The sequence below is a fragment of the Geobacillus sp. YHL genome (genome assembly GCF_022341265.1).
Classification (GTDB): domain Bacteria; phylum Bacillota; class Bacilli; order Bacillales; family Anoxybacillaceae; genus Geobacillus; species Geobacillus thermoleovorans.
Genome location: NZ_JAEIGB010000003.1, coordinates 1 through 20,426 on the forward strand (window position 1 = coordinate 1; position 20,426 = coordinate 20,426).

14 protein-coding genes, 21 tRNA genes and 2 rRNA genes are annotated in these 20,426 nt (G+C 50.7%); 33 read left to right on the forward strand and 4 right to left on the reverse strand.

Annotation, left to right across the window (positions count from 1 at the left end; translation table 11 throughout):
• The 23 genes from JCR24_RS04305 to JCR24_RS04415 all read left to right on the forward strand — a co-directional run.
• Positions 1–97, forward strand: a 23S ribosomal RNA gene (locus JCR24_RS04305); the annotation flags it as partial.
• A gap of 99 nt (positions 98–196) precedes the next feature.
• Positions 197–313 (forward strand): 5S ribosomal RNA (gene rrf / locus JCR24_RS04310).
• Between the two features lie 8 nt (positions 314–321).
• A tRNA-Val gene (locus JCR24_RS04315) sits at positions 322–397 on the forward strand.
• A 333-nt stretch (positions 398–730) separates the two neighbouring features.
• Positions 731–807 (forward strand) — tRNA-Met (locus JCR24_RS04320).
• Positions 808–812: 5 nt separating this feature from the next.
• A tRNA-Asp gene (locus tag JCR24_RS04325) sits at positions 813–888 on the forward strand.
• Between the two features lie 317 nt (positions 889–1,205).
• A tRNA-Phe gene (locus JCR24_RS04330) sits at positions 1,206–1,281 on the forward strand.
• Positions 1,282–1,662: 381 nt separating this feature from the next.
• Positions 1,663–1,735 (forward strand) — tRNA-Thr (locus tag JCR24_RS04335).
• Between the two features lie 172 nt (positions 1,736–1,907).
• Positions 1,908–1,980: transfer RNA gene (locus JCR24_RS04340), tRNA-Lys, on the forward strand.
• A gap of 7 nt (positions 1,981–1,987) precedes the next feature.
• A tRNA-Gly gene (locus tag JCR24_RS04345) sits at positions 1,988–2,062 on the forward strand.
• 5 nt (positions 2,063–2,067) lie between these two features.
• A tRNA-Leu gene (locus tag JCR24_RS04350) sits at positions 2,068–2,153 on the forward strand.
• 5 nt (positions 2,154–2,158) lie between these two features.
• Positions 2,159–2,232 (forward strand) — tRNA-Arg (locus JCR24_RS04355).
• Between the two features lie 6 nt (positions 2,233–2,238).
• Positions 2,239–2,312, forward strand: a tRNA-Pro gene (locus tag JCR24_RS04360).
• A gap of 8 nt (positions 2,313–2,320) precedes the next feature.
• A tRNA-Ala gene (locus JCR24_RS04365) sits at positions 2,321–2,393 on the forward strand.
• Positions 2,394–2,410: 17 nt separating this feature from the next.
• A tRNA-Met gene (locus JCR24_RS04370) sits at positions 2,411–2,487 on the forward strand.
• A gap of 5 nt (positions 2,488–2,492) precedes the next feature.
• A tRNA-Ile gene (locus JCR24_RS04375) sits at positions 2,493–2,569 on the forward strand.
• A 19-nt stretch (positions 2,570–2,588) separates the two neighbouring features.
• Positions 2,589–2,679, forward strand: a tRNA-Ser gene (locus JCR24_RS04380).
• Positions 2,680–3,035: 356 nt separating this feature from the next.
• Positions 3,036–3,111, forward strand: a tRNA-Thr gene (locus tag JCR24_RS04385).
• A gap of 7 nt (positions 3,112–3,118) precedes the next feature.
• Positions 3,119–3,191, forward strand: a tRNA-His gene (locus tag JCR24_RS04390).
• Positions 3,192–3,362: 171 nt separating this feature from the next.
• Positions 3,363–3,433, forward strand: a tRNA-Gly gene (locus tag JCR24_RS04395).
• A gap of 6 nt (positions 3,434–3,439) precedes the next feature.
• Positions 3,440–3,513, forward strand: a tRNA-Ile gene (locus tag JCR24_RS04400).
• 209 nt (positions 3,514–3,722) lie between these two features.
• A tRNA-Asn gene (locus tag JCR24_RS04405) sits at positions 3,723–3,797 on the forward strand.
• Positions 3,798–3,804: 7 nt separating this feature from the next.
• Positions 3,805–3,897: transfer RNA gene (locus JCR24_RS04410), tRNA-Ser, on the forward strand.
• Positions 3,898–3,901: 4 nt separating this feature from the next.
• Positions 3,902–3,973 (forward strand) — tRNA-Glu (locus tag JCR24_RS04415).
• Positions 3,974–4,275: 302 nt separating this feature from the next.
• Here the strand turns inward: JCR24_RS04415 and JCR24_RS04420 are convergent.
• Positions 4,276–4,941 (reverse strand): B3/B4 domain-containing protein, encoded by a 666-nt coding sequence (locus JCR24_RS04420; protein WP_238980157.1) that lies wholly within the window; start codon positions 4,939–4,941, stop codon positions 4,276–4,278.
• 52 nt (positions 4,942–4,993) lie between these two features.
• Between JCR24_RS04420 and queG the strand changes: the two genes are divergently transcribed.
• The 5 genes from queG (at position 4,994) to yhbH (ending at position 11,240) form a co-directional block, all read left to right on the forward strand.
• Positions 4,994–6,136, forward strand: a complete 1,143-nt coding sequence (queG, locus tag JCR24_RS04425; RefSeq protein WP_011229986.1) for a tRNA epoxyqueuosine(34) reductase QueG — start codon at positions 4,994–4,996, stop codon at positions 6,134–6,136.
• A 61-nt stretch (positions 6,137–6,197) separates the two neighbouring features.
• Positions 6,198–7,061, forward strand: a complete 864-nt coding sequence (locus JCR24_RS04430; protein WP_238980158.1) for an amidase domain-containing protein — start codon at positions 6,198–6,200, stop codon at positions 7,059–7,061.
• 20 nt (positions 7,062–7,081) lie between these two features.
• Positions 7,082–7,555, forward strand: a complete 474-nt coding sequence (gene trmL, locus JCR24_RS04435; RefSeq protein WP_011229988.1) for a tRNA (uridine(34)/cytosine(34)/5-carboxymethylaminomethyluridine(34)-2'-O)-methyltransferase TrmL — start codon at positions 7,082–7,084, stop codon at positions 7,553–7,555.
• Between the two features lie 323 nt (positions 7,556–7,878).
• Positions 7,879–9,774, forward strand: coding sequence for a PrkA family serine protein kinase (locus tag JCR24_RS04440; protein ID WP_011229990.1), 1,896 nt, complete (start codon positions 7,879–7,881; stop codon positions 9,772–9,774).
• Positions 9,775–10,082: 308 nt separating this feature from the next.
• On the forward strand, positions 10,083–11,240 hold the full coding sequence (yhbH, locus tag JCR24_RS04445) for a sporulation protein YhbH (protein ID WP_238980159.1): 1,158 nt from the start codon (positions 10,083–10,085) through the stop codon (positions 11,238–11,240).
• Positions 11,241–11,312: 72 nt separating this feature from the next.
• Here the strand turns inward: yhbH and JCR24_RS04450 are convergent, their stop codons facing one another.
• On the reverse strand, positions 11,313–12,005 hold the full coding sequence (locus JCR24_RS04450) for a hypothetical protein (RefSeq protein WP_238980160.1): 693 nt from the start codon (positions 12,003–12,005) through the stop codon (positions 11,313–11,315).
• Positions 12,006–12,272: 267 nt separating this feature from the next.
• Between JCR24_RS04450 and JCR24_RS04455 the strand changes: the two genes are divergently transcribed.
• Positions 12,273–13,250, forward strand: coding sequence for a LacI family DNA-binding transcriptional regulator (locus JCR24_RS04455; RefSeq protein ID WP_238980161.1), 978 nt, complete (start codon positions 12,273–12,275; stop codon positions 13,248–13,250).
• A 58-nt stretch (positions 13,251–13,308) separates the two neighbouring features.
• Here JCR24_RS04455 and JCR24_RS04460 read toward each other — a convergent pair whose 3' ends face one another.
• On the reverse strand, positions 13,309–13,989 hold the full coding sequence (locus JCR24_RS04460; RefSeq protein WP_238980162.1) for a response regulator: 681 nt from the start codon (positions 13,987–13,989) through the stop codon (positions 13,309–13,311).
• Positions 13,990–14,052: 63 nt separating this feature from the next.
• Positions 14,053–15,630 (reverse strand): ATP-binding protein, encoded by a 1,578-nt coding sequence (locus tag JCR24_RS04465; protein ID WP_238980163.1) that lies wholly within the window; start codon positions 15,628–15,630, stop codon positions 14,053–14,055.
• Positions 15,631–15,943: 313 nt separating this feature from the next.
• Here JCR24_RS04465 and JCR24_RS04470 point away from each other — a divergent pair, with 313 nt between their 5' ends.
• The 4 genes from JCR24_RS04470 (at position 15,944) to JCR24_RS04485 (ending at position 20,358) form a co-directional block, all read left to right on the forward strand.
• A complete protein-coding gene (locus tag JCR24_RS04470; RefSeq protein ID WP_014194935.1) occupies positions 15,944–16,984 on the forward strand; it encodes a TRAP transporter substrate-binding protein in 1,041 nt (346 codons plus the stop codon).
• 160 nt (positions 16,985–17,144) lie between these two features.
• On the forward strand, positions 17,145–18,407 hold the full coding sequence (locus JCR24_RS04475) for a dicarboxylate/amino acid:cation symporter (protein ID WP_015373990.1): 1,263 nt from the start codon (positions 17,145–17,147) through the stop codon (positions 18,405–18,407).
• A 282-nt stretch (positions 18,408–18,689) separates the two neighbouring features.
• A complete protein-coding gene (locus tag JCR24_RS04480; RefSeq protein ID WP_011230066.1) occupies positions 18,690–19,517 on the forward strand; it encodes an aldo/keto reductase in 828 nt (275 codons plus the stop codon).
• 148 nt (positions 19,518–19,665) lie between these two features.
• On the forward strand, positions 19,666–20,358 hold the full coding sequence (locus JCR24_RS04485; protein ID WP_011230067.1) for a zinc metallopeptidase: 693 nt from the start codon (positions 19,666–19,668) through the stop codon (positions 20,356–20,358).
• The last annotated feature ends 68 nt before the right edge of the window (positions 20,359–20,426 follow it).

The following is a 20,426-nucleotide window of genomic DNA, read 5'->3' on the forward strand; positions in this document are numbered from 1 at the left end:
GTAAGATCCCTCGAAGATGACGAGGTCGATAGGTCCGAGGTGGAAGCGTGGCGACACGTGGAGCTGACGGATACTAATCGATCGAGGGCTTGACCTATGAGCGGCTTCTTCCTGAGCACGGTTATCTAGTTTTGAGGGAATGAAAAAGTCTTGACAACAGGTCAACTTTCCTTATAATAAGACTTGTCCATTGTTGCCTAGTGGCTATGGCGGAGGGGAAACACCCGTTCCCATCCCGAACACGGAAGTTAAGCCCTCCAGCGCCGATGGTAGTTGGGGCCAGCGCCCCTGCAAGAGTAGGTCGCTGCTAGGCAATTTCGTGGAGGATTAGCTCAGCTGGGAGAGCACTTGCCTTACAAGCAAGGGGTCGGCGGTTCGATCCCGTCATCCTCCACCATCTTAATATAAAAGCTGACTTACTTTCTCATCATCGCGGGGTGGAGCAACGAGCCTTTGCTTCATCGAATTCGCTTCGAGTTGCCTCGATGCATCGAGCGTCTTTGAATCAGCTTGTAGAGGAAGAGGCAACGAACAACAACACTAAAAGCATTGTGAAAATCAACTTACTTTCTCATCATCGCGGGGTGGAGCAACGAGCCTTTGCTTCATCGAATCCGCTTCGAGTTGCCTCGACGCACCGAGCATCTTTGAATCAGCTGGCAGAGGAAGAGGCAATAAATATTTAAACCGATACTCAGTGTATGATCGAAATAAGTTCATTTTCTATCGTCGCGGGGTGGAGCAGTCCGGTAGCTCGTCGGGCTCATAACCCGAAGGTCGCAGGTTCAAATCCTGCCCCCGCAACCAAAATTGGTCCCGTAGTGTAGTGGTTAACATGCCTGCCTGTCACGCAGGAGATCGCGGGTTCGAGTCCCGTCGGGACCGCCATTCTTTCAAAATTGTGAAAGATGAAAAAATATGGCTCGGTAGCTCAGTCGGTAGAGACGAGCATCCGCATCGTCGAATCTGCTGCGAGTTGTCCCGACGCATCTGGCTTCTTCGAATGGGCTAGTAGAGGAAGGGACACAAAAGTCATCAACGAACAAGGGAAAAATAAGATACGGCTCGGTAGCTCAGTCGGTAGAGACGAGCATCCGCTTCATCGAATTCGCTTCGAGTTGCCTCGACGCATCCAGCATCTTCGAATCCGCTGGCAGAGGAAGAGGCACAATGTAGCACAAGTAAAGCAGCGTAAAACTTAATATGGCTCGGTAGCTCAGTCGGTAGAGCAAAGGACTGAAAATCCTTGTGTCGGCGGTTCGATTCCGTCCCGAGCCACCATTTTTATCATAGTTCCGAAAGAAGGTTCCCGCTTCATGCAAAGCTAAGTGGGAGTAGTTCACAGACATGTCAGATGTTCAAACCACCCCGGCTTAGTTCAATGGGTAGCGACGAACATTCGCATCGTCGAGTCTGTTGCGAGTTGCCTCGACGCACAAGGCTTCCTTGAATGAGCTTGAAGAGGAAGAGGCACAGTTCAGCATAATAGGAGTCATTGTTTCATTACGAAATATGCCGGCTTAGCTCAATTGGTAGAGACGAGCATCGGCATCATCGAATTGGCTGCGAGTTGCCTCGACGCACTCAGCTTCCTCGAATCAGCTTGCAGAGGAAGAGGCACAACTAGGCAGACAACATGAGTCACTAACTAATTTTAAATGTGCCGGCTTAGCTCAATTGGTAGAGCAACTGACTTGTAATCAGTAGGTTGCGGGTTCAAGTCCTGCAGCCGGCATTCTTATTCCTTAATAACCCCTTAAGCCATTAAGGCGGCAACCGCGAGCCATTAGCTCAGTAACGAGCGCTACATCTTCGAGTTCGCTGCGAGTTGTCCCGACGCATCTGACATCTTCGAATATGCTAGTAGAGGAAGGGACATCGTTGTCTCGGAGTGTTATTGAACCCATGAGCCATTAGCTCAGTAGGTAGAGCATCTGACTTTTAATCAGAGGGTCGGAGGTTCGAGTCCTCCATGGCTCATCGTCTTGCGGAAGTAGTTCAGCGGTAGAACACCACCTTGCCAAGGTGGGGGTCGCGGGTTCGAGCCCCGTCTTCCGCTCCACTTCCGCCGGGGTGGCGGAATTGGCAGACGCACAGGACTTAAAATCCTGGGGTAGGTAACTACCGTGCCGGTTCGAGTCCGGCCCTCGGCACTTGTGCGCTCGTAGCTCAATTGGATAGAGCATCTGACTACGGATCAGAAGGTTAGGGGTTCGAATCCTCTCGAGCGCGTTTTGTCGGGAAGTAGCTCAGCTTGGTAGAGCACACGGTTCGGGTCCGTGAGGTCGCAGGTTCAAATCCTGTCTTCCCGATTTATCATGGGGCCTTAGCTCAGCTGGGAGAGCGCCTGCTTTGCAAGCAGGAGGTCATCGGTTCGATCCCGATAGGCTCCACCTTTTGACTTAAATTTGGCGGTGTAGCTCAGCTGGCTAGAGCGTACGGTTCATACCCGTGAGGTCGGGGGTTCGATCCCCTCCACCGCCACCATTATCGGACCTTTAGCTCAGCTGGTTAGAGCAGACGGCTCATAACCGTCCGGTCGTAGGTTCGAGTCCTACAAGGTCCACCATTATTATTGTTGCTTTTTTGGAGGAGTACCCAAGTGGTTGAAGGGGTCGGTCTTGAAAACCGAGAGGCGCCGCAAGGCGCGCGGGGGTTCGAATCCCTCCTCCTCCGCCATGCACTTTAAAATCGTGCCGGCTTAGCTCAATTGGTAGAGACGAGCATTCGCATCGTTGAATCTGCTGCGAGTTGTCCCGACGCATCCCACTTCTTTGAATAAGCTTGCAGAGGAAGGGACACCGAGCATTTGACTTCCTCGAATTAGCTGGGAGAGGAAGAGGCACAACCAGGCAGACAACATGAGTCACTAGCTAATTTTAAATATGCCGGCTTAGCTCAATTGGTAGAGACGAGCATCGGCATCATCGAATTGGCTGCGAGTTGCCTCGACGCACTCAGCTTCCTCGAATCAGCTTGCAGAGGAAGAGGCACAACCAGGCAGACAACATGAGTCACTAGCTAATTTTAAATATGCCGGCTTAGCTCAATTGGTAGAGCAACTGACTTGTAATCAGTAGGTTGCGGGTTCAAGTCCTGCAGCCGGCACCAGAACGAGGCGACTATGGCGAAGTGGTTAACGCACCAGATTGTGGCTCTGGCATGCGTGGGTTCGATTCCCACTAGTCGCCCTTTTCATTATATTCTATATTTGCGGGTGTAGTTTAGTGGTAAAACCTCAGCCACGAGCATCTGCATCATCGAATCTGCTTCGAGTTGCCCCGACGCATCTGGCTTCTATGAATCAGCTGGTAGAGGAAGGGGCATGGAAGCAGCGTGGCGGATGTTCAACTAAATGATATGCGGGTGTAGTTTAGTGGTAAAACCTCAGCCTTCCAAGCTGATGTCGTGGGTTCGATTCCCATCACCCGCTTTTTATGGGCCTATAGCTCAGCTGGTCAGAGCGCACGCCTGATAAGCGTGAGGTCGGTGGTTCAAGTCCACTTAGGCCCATTATTTTCCATTGAATATTTTTGGGTCATTCGCTATAATAATGGGCGAACAATGCCCCATCGTTCCACAGCAAAATCGGAGCGACGAGCTTCACATCTTCGAATTCGCTGCGAGTTGCCTCGACGCATCTCGCTTCCTTGAATTAGCTGGCAGAGGAAGAGGCAACGAGCACATTTGGAAGATGTGCATAACATATAGTTATTCATCATTCCGCAATAGCTCAGCGGTAGAGCAACCGGCTGTTAACCGGTAGGTCGTAGGTTCGAATCCTACTTGCGGAGCCATTTCTTTGGAGAAGTACCCAAGTGGCTGAAGGGGACGGTTTGCTAAACCGTTAGGTCGCAGTTTTGCGGCGCGCGGGTTCAAATCCCGCCTTCTCCGCCATAATGGCCCGTTGGTCAAGTGGTTAAGACACCGCCCTTTCACGGCGGTAACACGGGTTCGAATCCCGTACGGGTCACTGGTTGCTGGCACCAGAGATTCTGGTGCCCTTTTGTACAATTTCTTTTGTCGATTTTTGCGTTTTTTTCTTGCGATGCGTGTGGAAGTCTGTTATAATATCTCTCGTTAGCTTTAAAATTACGTTATGATTGTTGGGGACAACGCAGTGTTTCGTTTCGTTAAAGAACGAGGCATTGCGTTTTTTTCTTTATCACCCTAAACCGAGAAGACCCCCACTTCCACGCGTGAGCGTAGGTGGGAGAGAGTTCAAGTAGGGAGGGAGTCCCCCGTTTCCAACAGCAGGAAAGTGGGGGGAGAAGATCAAATGAACAATTGGGCGTCGGCTTCGCCGCCATGAATTTGCACAAACATCGTTTGGATGGCTTGAAGCTGGCGCTTGGCGGTTTCTTCTGGCGTTGATGGGAGAAAGTAAACGATTTGCAAAGCGTTTTTCGTTTCTCTCGTCACGGCGGTCCGCTCCGAATCGACGATCGGACTGCCAAACGGCCCTCGTTCATCTTTGCTGACGAGTTTGTTGGCAAAGTTGACTGTGCGGCCGTTTAACGCGATGTATTCATCTTGTTCCGTGCCGATCGTGAGCGTCACTGTCCCGTTGATGCGGTCTAGATCATAGATGCCGAGCGGAATTTTATAATAGAGTGAAAAAAAGTTGTTTATGTCCGCCGCTGAATGGATAGGCGGAATGAAGCTTTTTTTCTGGATGCGTCGGTACAGGCTTTCACTTGACGGTCGATAGCGGCTTGGGTCCGTTCCGGTTTGTTTGAAAGTACGGCGCCATTCGACCATCTCAGGGATGTCGGCAATCGACTTTTCCTGCAGCTCGATGTAAAGAGATTCTTGAAACAGCTCAAGCCTCCCCCTTAACATTTGCGGTGAATCGCTGACCTCGATATGATGATAGCGGATGACGCCGAATTTACCAGAAGGAAGGCGTTGCTTTAGTTGTTCTGATATCACGCATTTCATCTTGATCACCTCGGATTTCATTTTACCATATATGACGAAAGGAGGGAAAACGATGGATGTTATGGCATTAAAGCAGGAAGTCATTGAGTACAGTCGGTCAATCGGCATTGATAAAATCGGATTTGCGAGCGCTGATCCGTTTGTTGAATTAAAGGAACGGCTGCGCCGCCAGCAGGAGCTCGGCTATCAGTCCGGTTTTGAGGAACCAGATATTGAGAAACGGACGAATCCTTCATTGCTTCTTCCGGAAGCAAAATCGATTATTGCCATTGCTCTTGCCTATCCGTCTAAAATGAAAAATGCGCCGCGGGGGACAAAGACGGAACGGCGCGGCGTTTTTTGCCGCGCTTCATGGGGAAAGGACTACCACGATGTGTTGCGGGAACGTTTGCAGCAGCTCGAGGAGTTTTTGCTGGCCAAAGTGCCCCATGCCCGCGTTCGCTCGATGGTGGATACCGGAGAGCTCGCTGATCGGGCGGTGGCGGAACGAGCAGGGATCGGTTGGAGCGGCAAGAACTGCTCTATTATTACACCGGAGTTTGGATCGTATGTGTATTTGGGAGAAATGATTACGAATATTCCATTTCCCCCTGATGAACCGGTTGAAAACCGATGCGGCACGTGCACGAAATGCATTGATGCCTGCCCGACCGGGGCGCTTGTGCAAGGGGGGCAACTGAACGCACAGCGGTGCCTTTCCTTTTTAACGCAAACGAAAGGCTTTTTAGCCGACGAGTTTCGGGAGAAAATCGGGAACCGGCTGTACGGCTGCGATACATGCCAGCAAGTCTGCCCGGAAAATAAGGGGAAAGACTTTCATTTGCATCCAGAATTCGAGCCGGATCCGGAAGCGGTAAAGCCGAAGCTCATCCCGCTGCTTCAGATGAGCAACCGTGAATTTAAAGAAACATTTGGGGCCATGGCGGGTTCATGGCGTGGGAAAAAGCCGATTCAGCGCAATGCCATTCTGGCGCTCGCCCATTACAAAGACCAAACCGCGGTGCCGCACTTACTGCGTTTGTTGAAAGAGGATAGCCGTCCCGTCATCCGCGGGACGGCGGCGTGGGCGCTCGGGAAAATCGGGGATCCAAGCGCTAAGCCTTACTTGGAGGCCGCGCGGCAAACGGAGGCGGATGCCGATGTGATCGCTGAGATTGAAAAAGGACTGAAACTGTTGGCTGAGGCAAAGGAATAGGGAAAAAAACGCAGCTTCCCCACATAAGGTAGTAACAAAAACGAAAGTGGTGGAAAGCAGCATGAAAAAACAGTTGCGCGCGTGGTTGGATGAGCGAGCCCGCTCGTTTGTGTCGGAAAGCAATATCCGAAGCGAAGAGGCGGCAAGAAAGCAACAGCTTTGCCAAAAGCGCGGTGCGGAGATCGTCCGTTGCACGATCCGGGGGCAAATTGTCGGCAGGCAGACCATCGAGCGGGAAGCGAAAGTGATGTATATTGCCCACCATCAATTTTTAATTAAGCAAAGGGGTTCACTATATATAGAAGAACAGGTTGAGGAGCGATGCGCCTGTTTTGTTGGCGGTGAGCTTGTTGCTGATGAACCGATCAACCGATTGGGGGGGGATATGGAGGCGCCGCGCGTCGAACGAGAGCAATGGACGGGAGATCGTCTTTCTTACCAGTATGACCGCGCCCGGGCGGTGCGGTATGCGGAAACGTGGTGGAATCGGCATAACCCGGTGTTTCCGTCGTTTCCGGTGGATTGCACGAATTTTGTTTCCCAATGCTTGTATGCGGGCGGGGCGCCGATGACGGGCTATCCGAACCGGGCGAGGGGATGGTGGTGTCAAAACGGAAGTTGGAGTTACAGCTGGGCTGTGGCCCATGCTTTTCGTTGGTATTTGAGCGGGTCGCGCATCGGCTTGCAGGCGGTGGAAGTGGCGGAGCCGGAGCAATTGATGGCAGGCGATGTCATCTGTTATGATTTTCAAGGGGACGGACGCTTCGACCACTCAACGATTGTGGTGGCGAAAGATCAGAACGGGATGCCGCTTGTGAACGCCCATACGACAAACAGCCGAATGCGCTATTGGTCGTATGAAGATTCAAGCGCCTATACGCCGAACATTCGCTATAAGTTTTTTCACATCATCGATCGCAAATAAACGTTGCTGAGGTGAAGGAAATGCCGCTTCATGTAGTGCTATACCAGCCAGAAATTCCAGCCAATACTGGAAACATCGCTCGTACGTGCGCAGCAACCGATACATCGCTCCATTTGATCCGCCCGCTCGGTTTTTCTACGGATGATAAAATGTTAAAGCGCGCCGGGCTTGATTATTGGCCGTATGTCAATATTTCGTATTATGACTCGCTTGACGAACTATTCGCCCGCTTTCCGGAAGGGGAGTTTTATTTCATTACGAAATTCGGGCGCCGGTATTATGATTCGTTTGATTTCAGCGATACAGAAAAACATATTTTCTTTGTGTTCGGCCGTGAAACGACCGGATTGCCGAAGGAGCTGCTTGAGGCCAATATGGATCGTTGCCTTCGCATCCCGATGAATGACAAAGTGCGCTCGTTAAACTTGTCGAACACGGCGGCCATTTTAGTGTACGAAGCGTTGCGTCAACAACGGTTTTATGGGTTGTCATAAACAAAAAAACGACCTTCGCTCTGGAGGTCGTTTTTTTGGTCTTATTGTCTGACGCCTGGTTTGTCTTCATAGCCAGCGGTGAAAATGGCCGTCAAAAACGCAATAATAACCCCTAGCACAAGCAAAGTGCGCATCGTTTGTTCCTCCTTCATAATGAAAGTGGCAGGCGTTTCCCCCTTTATTATAGCGAATATGGCCAAGCATGTGAATGACCGCAGCTGGTTGTTAGGAGACAAAATTTTTTTGCGGCGAATGATACGGGACATCCTCGCATAAATTGTAATAATCTTGCTGTTAGACATCCAAGGGTGAGGAGGTCCTTTATGGATATTTTGCAAAAAATCGCCCGGTATCGGGAAGAAGAAGAAAAGTTGAAATGGGAAGGAACGTTTGCCGAGTATTTAAAGATTTTAAAAGAAAAGCCGTGGGTGGCCCAGTCGGCTCATTCGCGTGTTTATAATATGATCAAAGATGCTGGGGTCGAAGAGGTGAATGGGCGGAAACGATATAAGTTTTTCAGCCAGCACCTGTTCGGGCTTGAGGAGGCGCTTGAGCGGCTCGTTGAGGAATATTTCCACCCGGCGGCGAAGCGGCTTGATGTGCGGAAACGGATTTTGCTGCTGATGGGGCCGGTCGGCGGCGGGAAATCGACGTTGGTAACGCTCCTGAAGCGCGGGCTTGAGGAGTACTCCAAAACGGAGCGCGGAGCCGTTTATGCGATTAAAGGGTGCCCGATGCATGAAGACCCGCTTCACCTCATTCCTCACCATTTGCGCGACGATTTTTACCGCGAATACGGCATTCGCATCGAAGGCGAGCTGTCGCCGCTCAATATGATGCGGCTTGAGAAAGAGTACGGCGGACGCATTGAAGACGTGCTAGTGGAGCGCATTTTCTTCTCGGAAAACCGCCGCGTCGGCATCGGGACGTTCAGTCCGTCTGATCCAAAATCGCAAGACATCGCCGATTTAACGGGAAGCATCGATTTTTCAACGATCGCGGAATACGGCTCCGAGTCCGACCCGCGCGCGTACCGGTTTGACGGCGAGCTGAACAAAGCCAACCGCGGGATTATGGAATTTCAAGAGATGTTAAAGTGCGATGAAAAATTTCTTTGGCATTTGCTGTCGCTGACGCAAGAAGGCAATTTCAAGGCTGGGCGGTTTGCTTTAATCAGCGCCGACGAATTGATTATCGCTCATACGAACGAAACGGAATATCGGTCGTTCATCGCCAACAAAAAGAACGAGGCGCTCCATTCGCGCATCATCGTCATGCCGATTCCATACAACTTGCGCGTCTCGGAAGAAGAGCGCATTTATGAAAAAATGATCCGCGAAAGCGATGTCGCCGACGTGCATATCGCTCCACATACGTTGCGGATTGCGGCCATGTTTACGATTTTGACGCGGTTGAAAGAATCGAAGCGGCCGGATGTGGATTTATTGAAGAAAATGCGCTTGTATGATGGCGAAATGATTGAAGGATTCAGCGAGGTCGATGTGGAGGAGCTGAAAAAGGAGCATCCGGATGAGGGGATGAGCGGCATCGACCCACGCTATGTCATCAACCGCATTTCTGCCTGCATCATCCGCAAAGGAGTGCCGTCGATCAATGCGCTTGACGTGCTTCGTTCGTTGAAAGAAGGGTTGGATCAGCATCCGTCGATCACGAAGGAAGACCGCGAGCGGTATTTGAATTTCATTTCGCTCGTGCGCAAAGAGTATGATGAAATCGCAAAACAAGAAGTGCAAAAGGCGTTCGTCTATTCGTATGAAGAGTCAGCGAAAACGTTGATGGATAACTATTTGGACAACGTCGAGGCGTACTGCAACAAGACGAAACTGCGCGATCCGCTTACGGGTGAGGAAATGAATCCGGATGAAAAGCTGATGCGCTCGATCGAGGAACAAATCGGCATTTCCGAAAATGCGAAAAAAGCGTTTCGCGAAGAAATTTTAATTCGCATTTCGGCATATGCACGAAAAGGACAGCGGTTTGATTATAATTCACATGAACGGTTGCGGGAAGCGATCCAGAAGAAATTGTTTGCGGATTTAAAGGACATTGTCAAAATTACAACGTCGACGAAAACACCGGATGAGCAGCAGTTGAAAAAAATTAACGAAGTCGTCGCCCGCCTCATTGATGAATACGGGTACAACTCCACGTCAGCCAATGAATTGCTCCGTTATGTCGGCAGCTTGTTGAACCGCTAGGCATGCCTCAAGCGCTGAGGCATGCTTTTTTTATCCTCCTCCCCTGTCTGACCGAGTTGCACAGGGAGGGTCGAGCGAAGACGACGCAGCGAGCTTCGCTAAAAGGAAGCGAACAAGAGGGCGCGAAGCTGATAATCGGGCTTGTCTACTTTTCTATTTTCCTCATTCATTGGTCAATTATTTTGAATTTTTGCATACGATAAAATAAACCAACTTGGCATAGTGATGGCCCGTTTTGATGACGCCAACATAAGTATATGCGGGAAAGCGAAAAGTGTGAAAATGATTTTTTCAAAGGAGGGGAAAACATGAAGGGGAATTTTGTTGTATCGAAGGAAGACTGGTCCCTCCACCGCAAAGGATATGATGATCAAAAGCGCCATCAAGAAAAAGTGAAGGAAGCGATCAAAAACAATTTGCCCGACTTAATTACGGAAGAAAGCATTATCATGTCCAACGGGCGCGATGTGATTAAAATTCCGATCCGCTCGCTCGATGAATACAAAATCCGCTACAATTATGAGAAAAACAAACACGTCGGCCAAGGAAATGGAGACAGCCAAGTCGGTGATGTGGTGGCCCGAGACGGAAGCGGGGAGGGGCAGGGGCCAGGAAAAGGCCAAGGTGCTGGCGATTTGCCGGGCCAAGATTATTACGAAGCTGAAGTGTCACTGATGGAGATTGAGGAAGCGTTCTTTAGCCAATTGGAGCTGCCCAACTTGCAACGAAAAGAGCTGGATCAAAATGTAACCCAACATATCGAATTTAACGACATCCGCCGCACCGGGCTGATGGGGAACATCGATAAGAAGCGGACGATGCTCGCCGCCTTCAAGCGCAATGCCATGAACGGCAAACCAGGATTTTATCCGATTTACCGTGAAGATTTGAAGTTTAAAACGTGGAACGAAGTCGTCAAACCAGAATCGAAGGCGGTCGTCTTGGCGATGATGGACACAAGCGGATCGATGGGCATGTGGGAAAAATATATGGCACGCAGCTTCTTCTTCTGGATGACGCGCTTTTTGCGCACGAAATATGAAACCGTTGAGATCGCCTTTATCGCCCATCATACGGAAGCGAAAGTCGTCAGTGAGGAGGAGTTTTTCACGAAAGGGGAAAGTGGGGGGACGATTTGTTCGTCCGCCTACCGCAAGGCGCTTGAACTCATTGAGACAAAATATCCACCGTCGCGCTACAACATTTATCCGTTCCACTTCTCGGACGGCGACAACCTGACATCGGACAATGCCCGCTGCGTGAAGCTTGTTCAAGAGCTGATGAAAGTGTCGAACATGTTTGGGTATGGGGAAGTCAACCAGTACAACCGCCATTCCACGCTCATGTCGGCGTATCGCAATATTAAAGACGAAAAATTCCGCTATTATATTTTGAAGCAAAAATCGGATGTGTTCCATGCGATGAGAACATTTTTCCGCAAAGAAGAAAGCAAGCAGCTCGTTTGACCCTCTTCATATGGCGAAAAGAGGGTTTTTCTTTTTGGAAAGGCGGGAGGGCGAGGCCCTCCCTAAAATAAGTTATTGCTTTTGCAGCGTCGCCGCCATGGCGAGTACGGCGCCAAGCACGTCTTCGTTGCTTGGAGCGTGCACGGTCAATAGCATCGGCGTCGGTTGGGCGCTGGCGATGACATGAACCGTGACGCCGTCTGTTTGGGCGGTGTACCAAACCGCATCAGCGAACGGCTTAGGCAACCCGTTCGTTTGTTGGCGGGCGGCGTTGGCGTCGACTGCTTGGGCATGTTCTTTCGCTAGTTGTTCATAGTTTGTTTCACCCTCAGAAAGCAAGCGGATGCGGGCGAATGCGTCGCCATGAAGCAGTACATCGGCACTCGGTTCTTCGGCGTCAAGGGTCCACCCTTCCAAAACATAGAGGGAAAAATGTTGATTGTCGCTCGTTTGCAGTGTTGCAGTTTTCGTGATGGTTTGGTTTCCATCTTGGTAGGACAATGAAATGGTCGGTTGTGAAGCAGCGGGTTGTCCTCCTCCTGCCGCTCGTTGCTCTTCTTCGTTCTTTTTCGTTGATGTTTGCTCTTTTGCTTCCTTCGAAGGAGAAGGGTTCTTGGATGACGGCGCATCAGACGATGGTTTTTGATCGTCGGCTGTCTGCTCTTCCTTTGCCGCCTGTGTCGTCTCGTGCTCTTTCGTTCCACAGCCAACCAGCAAGACGGAGGCGACAGCGAGAGAGAACAACAGTTTCCAGTATCGAATCATGTTCATTCCTCCCTACGTTCCATATACCCCCCCATTATACCAATTGAAACGGTGGAAACAAACAGACTCGTTTCCCTATTTTTTTGTTTGTTTGGCGTGCAAGGCGATATGCGCCCCGCCCCAAACAGCGGCGACGATCAGAATGAGTGAAGCCAATCCGCAAAGCATGCGGTCACCTCCTCGTGTATACTAGAACTAGATGGCAGGATGAACGTAATGTATGAAACGCGTTTCAAGTCAAGAGTTTTTATGGAGGGAAGTGGAAACGTGGCGAACATCCGTGATTTGGCGAAAGAAGCGGGCGTGTCGGTGGCCACTGTATCGAGGGTATTGAACGGATATCCGTATGTGAGCGAGGAAAAGCGGAAGGCAGTTTGGGAAGCAGCCCAGAAGCTCCAATACGCAAAAAATATTCAAGCTGTTCACTTGGCGAAGGGAAGGACAGCGATTGTGGGGGTCATGCTTCCGTACATTCACCATCCTTATTTTTCCGCTGTAATCGAAGGGATTTCCAAAGAGGCGCTTCGTTATGGCTACCAGTTGCTTTTGTTTCAGACAAATTATGAGGTGGAAAGGGAGCTTGAGGCGTTGGAACGGCTGCGGATGAGGCAAATGGATGGGTTGATCGTATGTTCCCATGAAGTGGACTGGGAAGCGTTTGCGGCTTATCAGGAAGACGGTCCCATTGTTTTATGTGAGCAGGTGGAAAGGTATGATTTTTTCACTGTCTATATCGATCACTACCAAGCGTTTGTCCAAGCGCTTCGCTACTTGATCAAAAAGGGGCACCGGCGCATCGGTTATTGCATCGGAAGAACGACCGGGCCGAACAGCCAAGCGAGGGCAGGGGCGTACCAGGATGTGTTGCGTGAAGTCGGCGTCCTTCCTCGTCGGCAGTGGGTTTTCGATGGTTGTCTATTTCTTGAAGATGGAAAGCGGGTTATGGAGCAATGGATCGCGATGGAGGAGAGGCCGAGCGCGTTGCTTGTGACGAGTGACCAAGTGGCGGCCGGAATCGTGCTCCATGCGCGCCGAATCGGGGTGCGCATTCCAGATGAGCTTGCCGTTATTGGTTTTGATAATGATCCATTGGCCGAAATGCTGGGCATTACAACCGTGGCACTCCCCCATTTTACGCTCGGGGAAAGAGCGTTCCGCCTTCTTCACCATTGGCTGGAGACAGGCCGTGTGGCGCGAAAACAGGAAGAGCTGCCTGCCCGGTTGCTGGTGCGGGATACGGCATAATAAGGCCTGGCTTTCCGTCTCTGACAACCAGCTTAAAGCCAAGTGAAACGGCGTCGTGTTATGTTGCTCTCAGATGGTACCGATTCACTGGGCGTCCGACGCCGCCGTATTGCACATCGAGCACGACTTTTCCCGTTTTCTCAAGGTACTCCAAATAGCGGCGGGCGGTGACGCGGGCGATGCCGACTCCTTCGGCCACTTCCTCGGCGGAAACAGGGAAGCGGTGTTGGTGCAAATAGGCGATCACTTTTTCCAATGTGACCTCATTCAGTCCTTTCGGAAGCTCAGAGGACGGTCCGGCCGATTGTTCAGTCGCCCGCCTTAGGGCATCGAGTTCCACCTGGGTGAGCGATTCCTTTTCCGCAAGCGAACGGCGGAACGTCCGGTAGTTTTCCAACGCCTGTTTGAGCCGTTCAAATTTAAACGGTTTCACAATGTAATCGAAGGCGCCGTTTTGCAGGACGCGGCGCACCGTTTCAATGTCGCTCGCCGCGGTAATGGCGATGATATCGACTTCATGGCCGCGGGCGCGGATTTGTTTTAATGTTTCAAGGCCGTCCAGCTGCGGCATGTAAATATCAATCATCGCTAAATCGGGACGGAGTTCGTGAACGAGGCGGAGCCCTTCTTCACCGTTTCCAGCGAGGCCGATGACGGTGAAGCCGTCGACTTGTTCAATCATTTGCCGATTCACTTCTTGCACCATCGGGTCATCCTCGATCAACAACACGCGATACATAGCCTTTTCCTCCTTCGTCTCGACGGGGGTGTCTTTCGCGGCCGCCGTTGCATGAATGGGTAGTCACATATCAAAGGTAACCGTAAACACCGTTCCATTTCCTTCTTCCGACTGCACATCGATGCGCCCGTTTCCCTTTTCCACAATTTGCTTCACCAAATACAAGCCGATGCCTCGACCGCTCTCCCCTTTGGTTGAAAAGCCTTCATCAAAAATGCGGTCAATATGCTCGCGAGCAATGCCTTGGCCGTTGTCTTCGACCGAGAGGGAACAAATTTCTTCATTTTGTTCAAGGCTGATGTAAATTTCTTTTTCCCGGTCGGTTACGCCGCGAAAGGCATCGAAGGCGTTTTCAATTAAATTGCCAAGGAGAACAACAAAATCATGGTGATCGAGATGCGGCGGAAAGCGGTGCAGCCGGCTGTGCCGGTCGATTGTCACGCGGATGCCGAGCTCCTTGCCGCGGCGGATTTTGCTTAAGAGCAATCCAGAAATGCTTTCGTCCTTGATGTTGCGGCTTAAAAACTGCGTCAGTCCTGCTTGTTCCTCTGTAACTTGGAACACGTACTCGAGCGCTTTTTCAATATGGCCGAGCTGAATAAGGCCGGCGATCGTATGAAGCTTGTTCATGTATTCATGATTTTGCACGCGCAAGGCGTGGACAAACGCCTTTACGCCCGTCAATTCTTCGGCCAGCCGTTTCACTTCCGTCCGGTCTTGGAAAATGGCGATGGCGCCGACCGTTTTTCCGTTGACTTTGATCGGGATGCGGTTGCTCCAAATCGTTAAATTGCCGATCTGCAACTCCTTATTGTAAATCGGCTTGTTTACTTCCAAGATTTCCGGAAGGTGTGTGTCCGGAATGATGGAACGGATCGATCGGCCGATGACATCCCCTTTGACGCCGAGCATTTGTTTTGCCCGGTCGTTGAAGATGGTAATTTTTTCATCGCTGTCAATGGCGATGACGCCTTCATGCATAGCGTTAAACGCTTCCGTCCGTTCGATCAGCAGCTTGGCGATCTCATGCGGTTCCAGCTCAAACATTTGCCGCTTGATATGGGAGGCGAGCAGCCATGCGCCAATTCCACCGACAACGAGCGACAAAACGACCGCTACAGCAGCTTCTTCTTTCAAAGAATCAATGGCTTCAAAAAACGTCGGCAACCGGTAGGCGGCGATGACGACGCCAATTTGTTCGTGATCGCTGTTCATAATGGGAACGAAGGCGCGAACCACTGTCCCGATTTCCCCGCGGGCTTTGGAAGTGTACGTATGTTCGGCAAACGCCGGCCCCTCATCAGCACCGCGGGAGATCGTGCCGATCATCGCAGGAAGCGGATGGGAGAGGCGCACTTTGTTCATATCGAGAACGACGATATAGTCGGCGCTGTGAATGACGCGCACCCGCTCGACGACCGGATTGATCAGCGCCCGGCTTTGTTTGTTTTCGACAATATGGCGTCTGACTTCGGGCATCTCGGAGACGGTGCGCGCGGTTAGCAAGGCGCGCTGGCTGAGTTCCTCCTCCTTTGTATGGAAAAAGTCGCTGATGATGAATACACCGCTCAGCAACATGGAAAAGCTGACGATGGCGAAAATCAAAATCGTAATTTTCCAGCGAATCGGCAGCCGGTTCATGGCGGAACTCCTTTTTGGCAATCATGATTGCTGTTGAACATGCCATATGAATCGGGAAAGGAATAAATCAACGTTTTTTTTCATTATACCAAATCTTCTTGAATGGAAAGAAACGAAAGGTGTAAAATGGCGGTGGGGAACAAATATTCTGCCCGCCAGCATAGAAGATGGGGCATACGTAAGGCGTGGCGATTGCTGCTTTCAAACCGAATCCGTGAGCTCCAGCCGCTTTTTTGCTTCAATGATTCGAGTCGGCGGGGAGCATTCCGTTGGAGTGCAATTTTAGCAATAGGATGGAAGAATGGTGTGAACAATGGGGAAAAAGTGGAGAGCATGGACAATCCTTTTGTTTGTCGGCCTCGGTCTGGTCGGCTGGGCAGCTAGCCGTCAACTGGGACGTGAACCACTTGTTTATGACGACGAGCAAAAGGGGTTGAAAAAGCAAATCATTATTTATTTCAGCCATGTCGTAGCAGAGAATACGCCAAAAGGGTTGGCGGCGCAAAAGTTTGCCGAGCTCGTCGAGCAAAAAACAAACGGCCGCGTCAAAGTCGAAGTGTTCCCGAACGGCTCGCTTTATTCGGATGGGGAAGAGCTTGATGCGCTGTTGCGCGGCGACGTGCAAATGATCGCGCCATCATTTTCAAAGGTGACAGAGCTTGTCCCCGAATGGCAAGTGCTCGATTTGCCGTTTTTGTTCCGCGATGAGGACGACGTGCGCCGCGTGTTTACTGGAAAAGTGGGCGCCGAGCTGCTTCGGATGCTGGAGGCAAAAGGAATTAAAGGACTGGCGTTTTGGAGCAATGGATTTAAGCAAATGATGAGCACAACCCGTCCGCTCATCGCCCCTGACGATTTTCGCGGCTTGCGTTTTCGCATTATGCCGAGCGAAGTGATTGAAAAGCAGTTTCGTTTGCTTGGCGGTGAACCGGTTGCTGTTTCATTTGACCGCGTTTATCAGGAGCTTGAACAGCATAAGTTTGATGGGCAGGAAAATACGATTTCTAATATTTATTCGAAAGGGTTTTACAAATTTCAACCGTATATTACAATCAGCAATCACGGGTATCTCGGGTACGCAGTCATGATGAATCAGTCATTTTGGGACAGTTTGCCGAAAGACATCCAGCAAAAAATAACTGAAGCGATGGCTGAAGCGACGCGTTGGAATTTAGAGCAGTCGAAAGAGCAAAACGAACGGGAGCTCAAGCAGCTCGAGCGGCGTGAAGATGTCTTCCTTTACCGGCTGTCGGAAGAGGAGAAACGGAAATGGGAGCAGAAGTTCGCCCCGCTGTACGACGAGTTTACGAGGCAGTTTGGTTCCGGGCTTTTGAATGAAATTAGAGGATCGTAATAGGCTTCCGCGGGCGGAAGCTTTTTTGTTTTTGAACAGCAAAAAAGGTCAAGACCAAAAAGACCAAAACGACCATTATCACCATAATATTTTGATTTCAACGATTTTTCTTTATGATAATGTTGAAAGCGTTGCCAATATATCGAAAGGAGTGGGAGAAATGCGGAGAAAACTGAAAAACTTGACGGTGCAAGTCATCATCGGCATTATTTTAGGGATCATTGTCGGATTTCTATTTCCAGAATTCGGAGCGAAGTTAAAAGTATTGGCAGACGGATTTATTAAGCTGATTAAAATGGTGATCGCCCCGATCATTTTCTTCACCGTCGTCATCGGAATCGGCAATATGGGCGACTTGAAAAAGGTCGGCCGCATCGGCGGCAAGGCGCTCATTTATTTTGAAATTGTCACGACGTTTGCGTTGGCGATCGGGATTGTCGTCGTCAACCTTGTCAAACCAGGGGTTGGGTTTCATACCGATGCAGTAAAAGGCGGCGACATTTCACAATACACGAAACAAGCGGAAGAAACAAGCCACGGTTTTGTTGACTTCATTTTAAGCATCATTCCCGACAACGTCGTTGCCGCGATGGCGAGCGGCCAACTGCTTCCGGTGCTCTTCTTCGCCGTGTTGTTCGGTTTAGCGGCTGCCGCGCTTGGGGAAAAAGCAAAACCAGTGATTTCCTTGTTTGAACGGCTGGCAGAAATTTTCTTCGGCGTCGTCAACATGGTTATGAAGGTGTCGCCGATCGCCGCGTTCGGCGCGATGGCGTACACGATCGGCACGTTCGGCCTCGGATCGCTCGTGTCGCTCGGTAAACTGATGGGTTCTGTTTACATTACGATGGCGCTTTTCATTTTCGTCGTGCTTGGCGGGATTGCCAAGTTTTATGGGTTTAACATCTTTCAGTTTCTCGCTTATATCAAAGAGGAACTGTTGCTTGTTTTGGGCACGTCTTCGTCTGAATCAGCGCTGCCGCGGCTGATGGAACGTTTGGAAAAATACGGGTGCTCGAAATCGGTTGTTGGTCTTGTCGTTCCGACAGGGTATTCGTTTAACCTAGACGGCACATCGATTTACCTGTCGATGGCAGCCATTTTCATCGCCCAAGCGTACGGCATTGATTTAACCATTTGGCAAGAGCTGACGTTGCTTGGCGTATTAATGCTCACCTCGAAAGGGGCAGCAGGGGTTACCGGTTCGGGATTCATTACGTTGGCAGCGACTTTGGCGGCGTTCCCGATGATTCCGGTCGAAGGCATCGCCTTGTTGCTTGGGGTTGACCGCTTCATGTCGGAAGCGCGGGCGATTACGAATATTATCGGCAATGCTGTAGCGACAGTGGTTGTTTCGAAAATGGAAAACGAGTTTCATCCGAACGAAGCTGAAGTGGAGCGCGCCTCGATGAGCGTGGCCAAATAAGAGTCAGGAGCCGATCTGCAAGTCCAATTGACAGCTTTTCCGTTCGCATGTTTCTGACTGCGTCGGGAAAGGAGCCGCACGCTGCAAATCGCCGAATGGATGAAAGAAGGAATGCAATGACAGCGCGAGGGGAACGTTTCCCCTCGTTTTTGCGTTGATTTTCCCCTAAAGAAAGAACAAGAGGGACGTGGGGAAGTGAGAAAGGAGAGCAAGCATATATTTTGATTTTCTTTCCCTCTTTTCCCATAATGAAACTATAATGACGCTCGAGGAGGAGAGGATATGAACGGCCTGCAAGATTGCGCCACTTTGCATAACGGGGTGAAAATGCCTTGGGTCGGCCTTGGCGTTTATAAAGTCAAAGAAGGGGAGGAAGTAAGAAGCGCGGTGCGCACCGCGCTCGAGATCGGCTACCGCCATGTCGATACAGCCGCTTTTTATGAAAACGAAGAAGGTGTCGGTCGAGCGATCCGCGAATCCGGCATTCCTCGCGAACAAGTGTTCGTGACAACGAAAGTATGGAACACCGATCAAGGGTATGAGACGACGCTGAAGGCGTTTGACAAAAGTTTGAAAAAACTCGGGTTCGATTATGTCGACTTGTATTTGGTCCACTGGCCGGTGAAAGGGAAGTATAAAGAGACGTACAAGGCGCTGGAAAAGTTGTATAAAGACGGTTATGTGCGCGCGATCGGCGTAAGCAATTTCCATATCCACCATTTGCAAGATGTACTGGCGGATTGTGAAATCAAGCCGATGGTCAACCAAGTCGAGTATCACCCGCGCCTGACGCAAAAAGAGTTGCTTACGTTTTGCCGGGAAAACGGCATCCAGCTTGAAGCATGGTCGCCGCTCATGCGCGGGGAAATTTTAAGCGAACCGACGATCATTGACATTGGGCGCAAGTACGGGAAAACGCCGGCGCAGGTGGTGTTGCGCTGGGATTTGCAACACGGCGTTGTGACGATCCCGAAGTCGGTGACGCCGGCGCGGATCAAGGAAAACGCTGATATTTTTGATTTCTCGCTGACCGACGAAGAAATGAAACAGATCGACGCGTTGAACTTGAACAAACGGGTCGGTCCTGACCCAGACAATTTCAATTTTTGATGTCCCCATCAGCCAAATAGCGCCTCGATGCAGGCGCTGTTTTTTTTTTGAAACCGGAGCGGGCCGTTTGACGTATGAAAAGGTGAGCAAGTACAATAAATAATAGTATACACATTTGATGAACATTGAAAAAACGGAGGGTGCTGTGATGCTATTCCATCCGATGGATATTTTCATTTTTATCGCCTTCCTGATATCGCTTTGGGCGCAATGGAAGGTATCAAGCAATTTCAATGCCTGGTCTGAAGTTCCAGCCTCATCGGGGTTGACGGGGGCGGAAGTGGCGCGCATGATTTTAGACCGCCACGGGCTGCACCATGTGCCGGTGGAGGTCGTGCCAGGGAGATTGTCCGACCATTATGATCCGATTTCCCGCACGGTCCGTTTGTCGGAGCCGGTCTTTTATGGGCGTTCAATCGCTTCCATTTCCGTTGCCGCCCACGAGGTTGGCCATGCCGTTCAACACCAGCAAGGCTACGCGGCGCTCGTCCTTCGCCACCGGATGTTTCCGATTGTGAACTTCGCTTCGGGCGTTGCGCCGTTGTTGTTGCTCGTTGGATTTGTGCTCCATCAATTTTCGCTGATTGGACTCGGCATTTTGTTTTTCTCGCTGGCGGTGGCCTTCCAAATCATTACCTTGCCGGTGGAGTTTAACGCGAGCGCACGGGCGAAGCGGTTTATGCTGGCTGAAGGGTTGATCGCCCCAAATGAAGCGCGAGGCGTAAACAAAGTGCTTGGCGCGGCGGCGCTGACATACGTCGCGGCAACGTTGATCGCCGTGTTTGAACTGCTGAAATATGTGCTCATTTTCACCCAAGGGAACAATAATGAGGAATCGTAACATATTGGGCCGCCTAAGGCGGCCCAGCGGCATCATCGTCTATCAGCTGCAATGGAAACTTTTGTGTG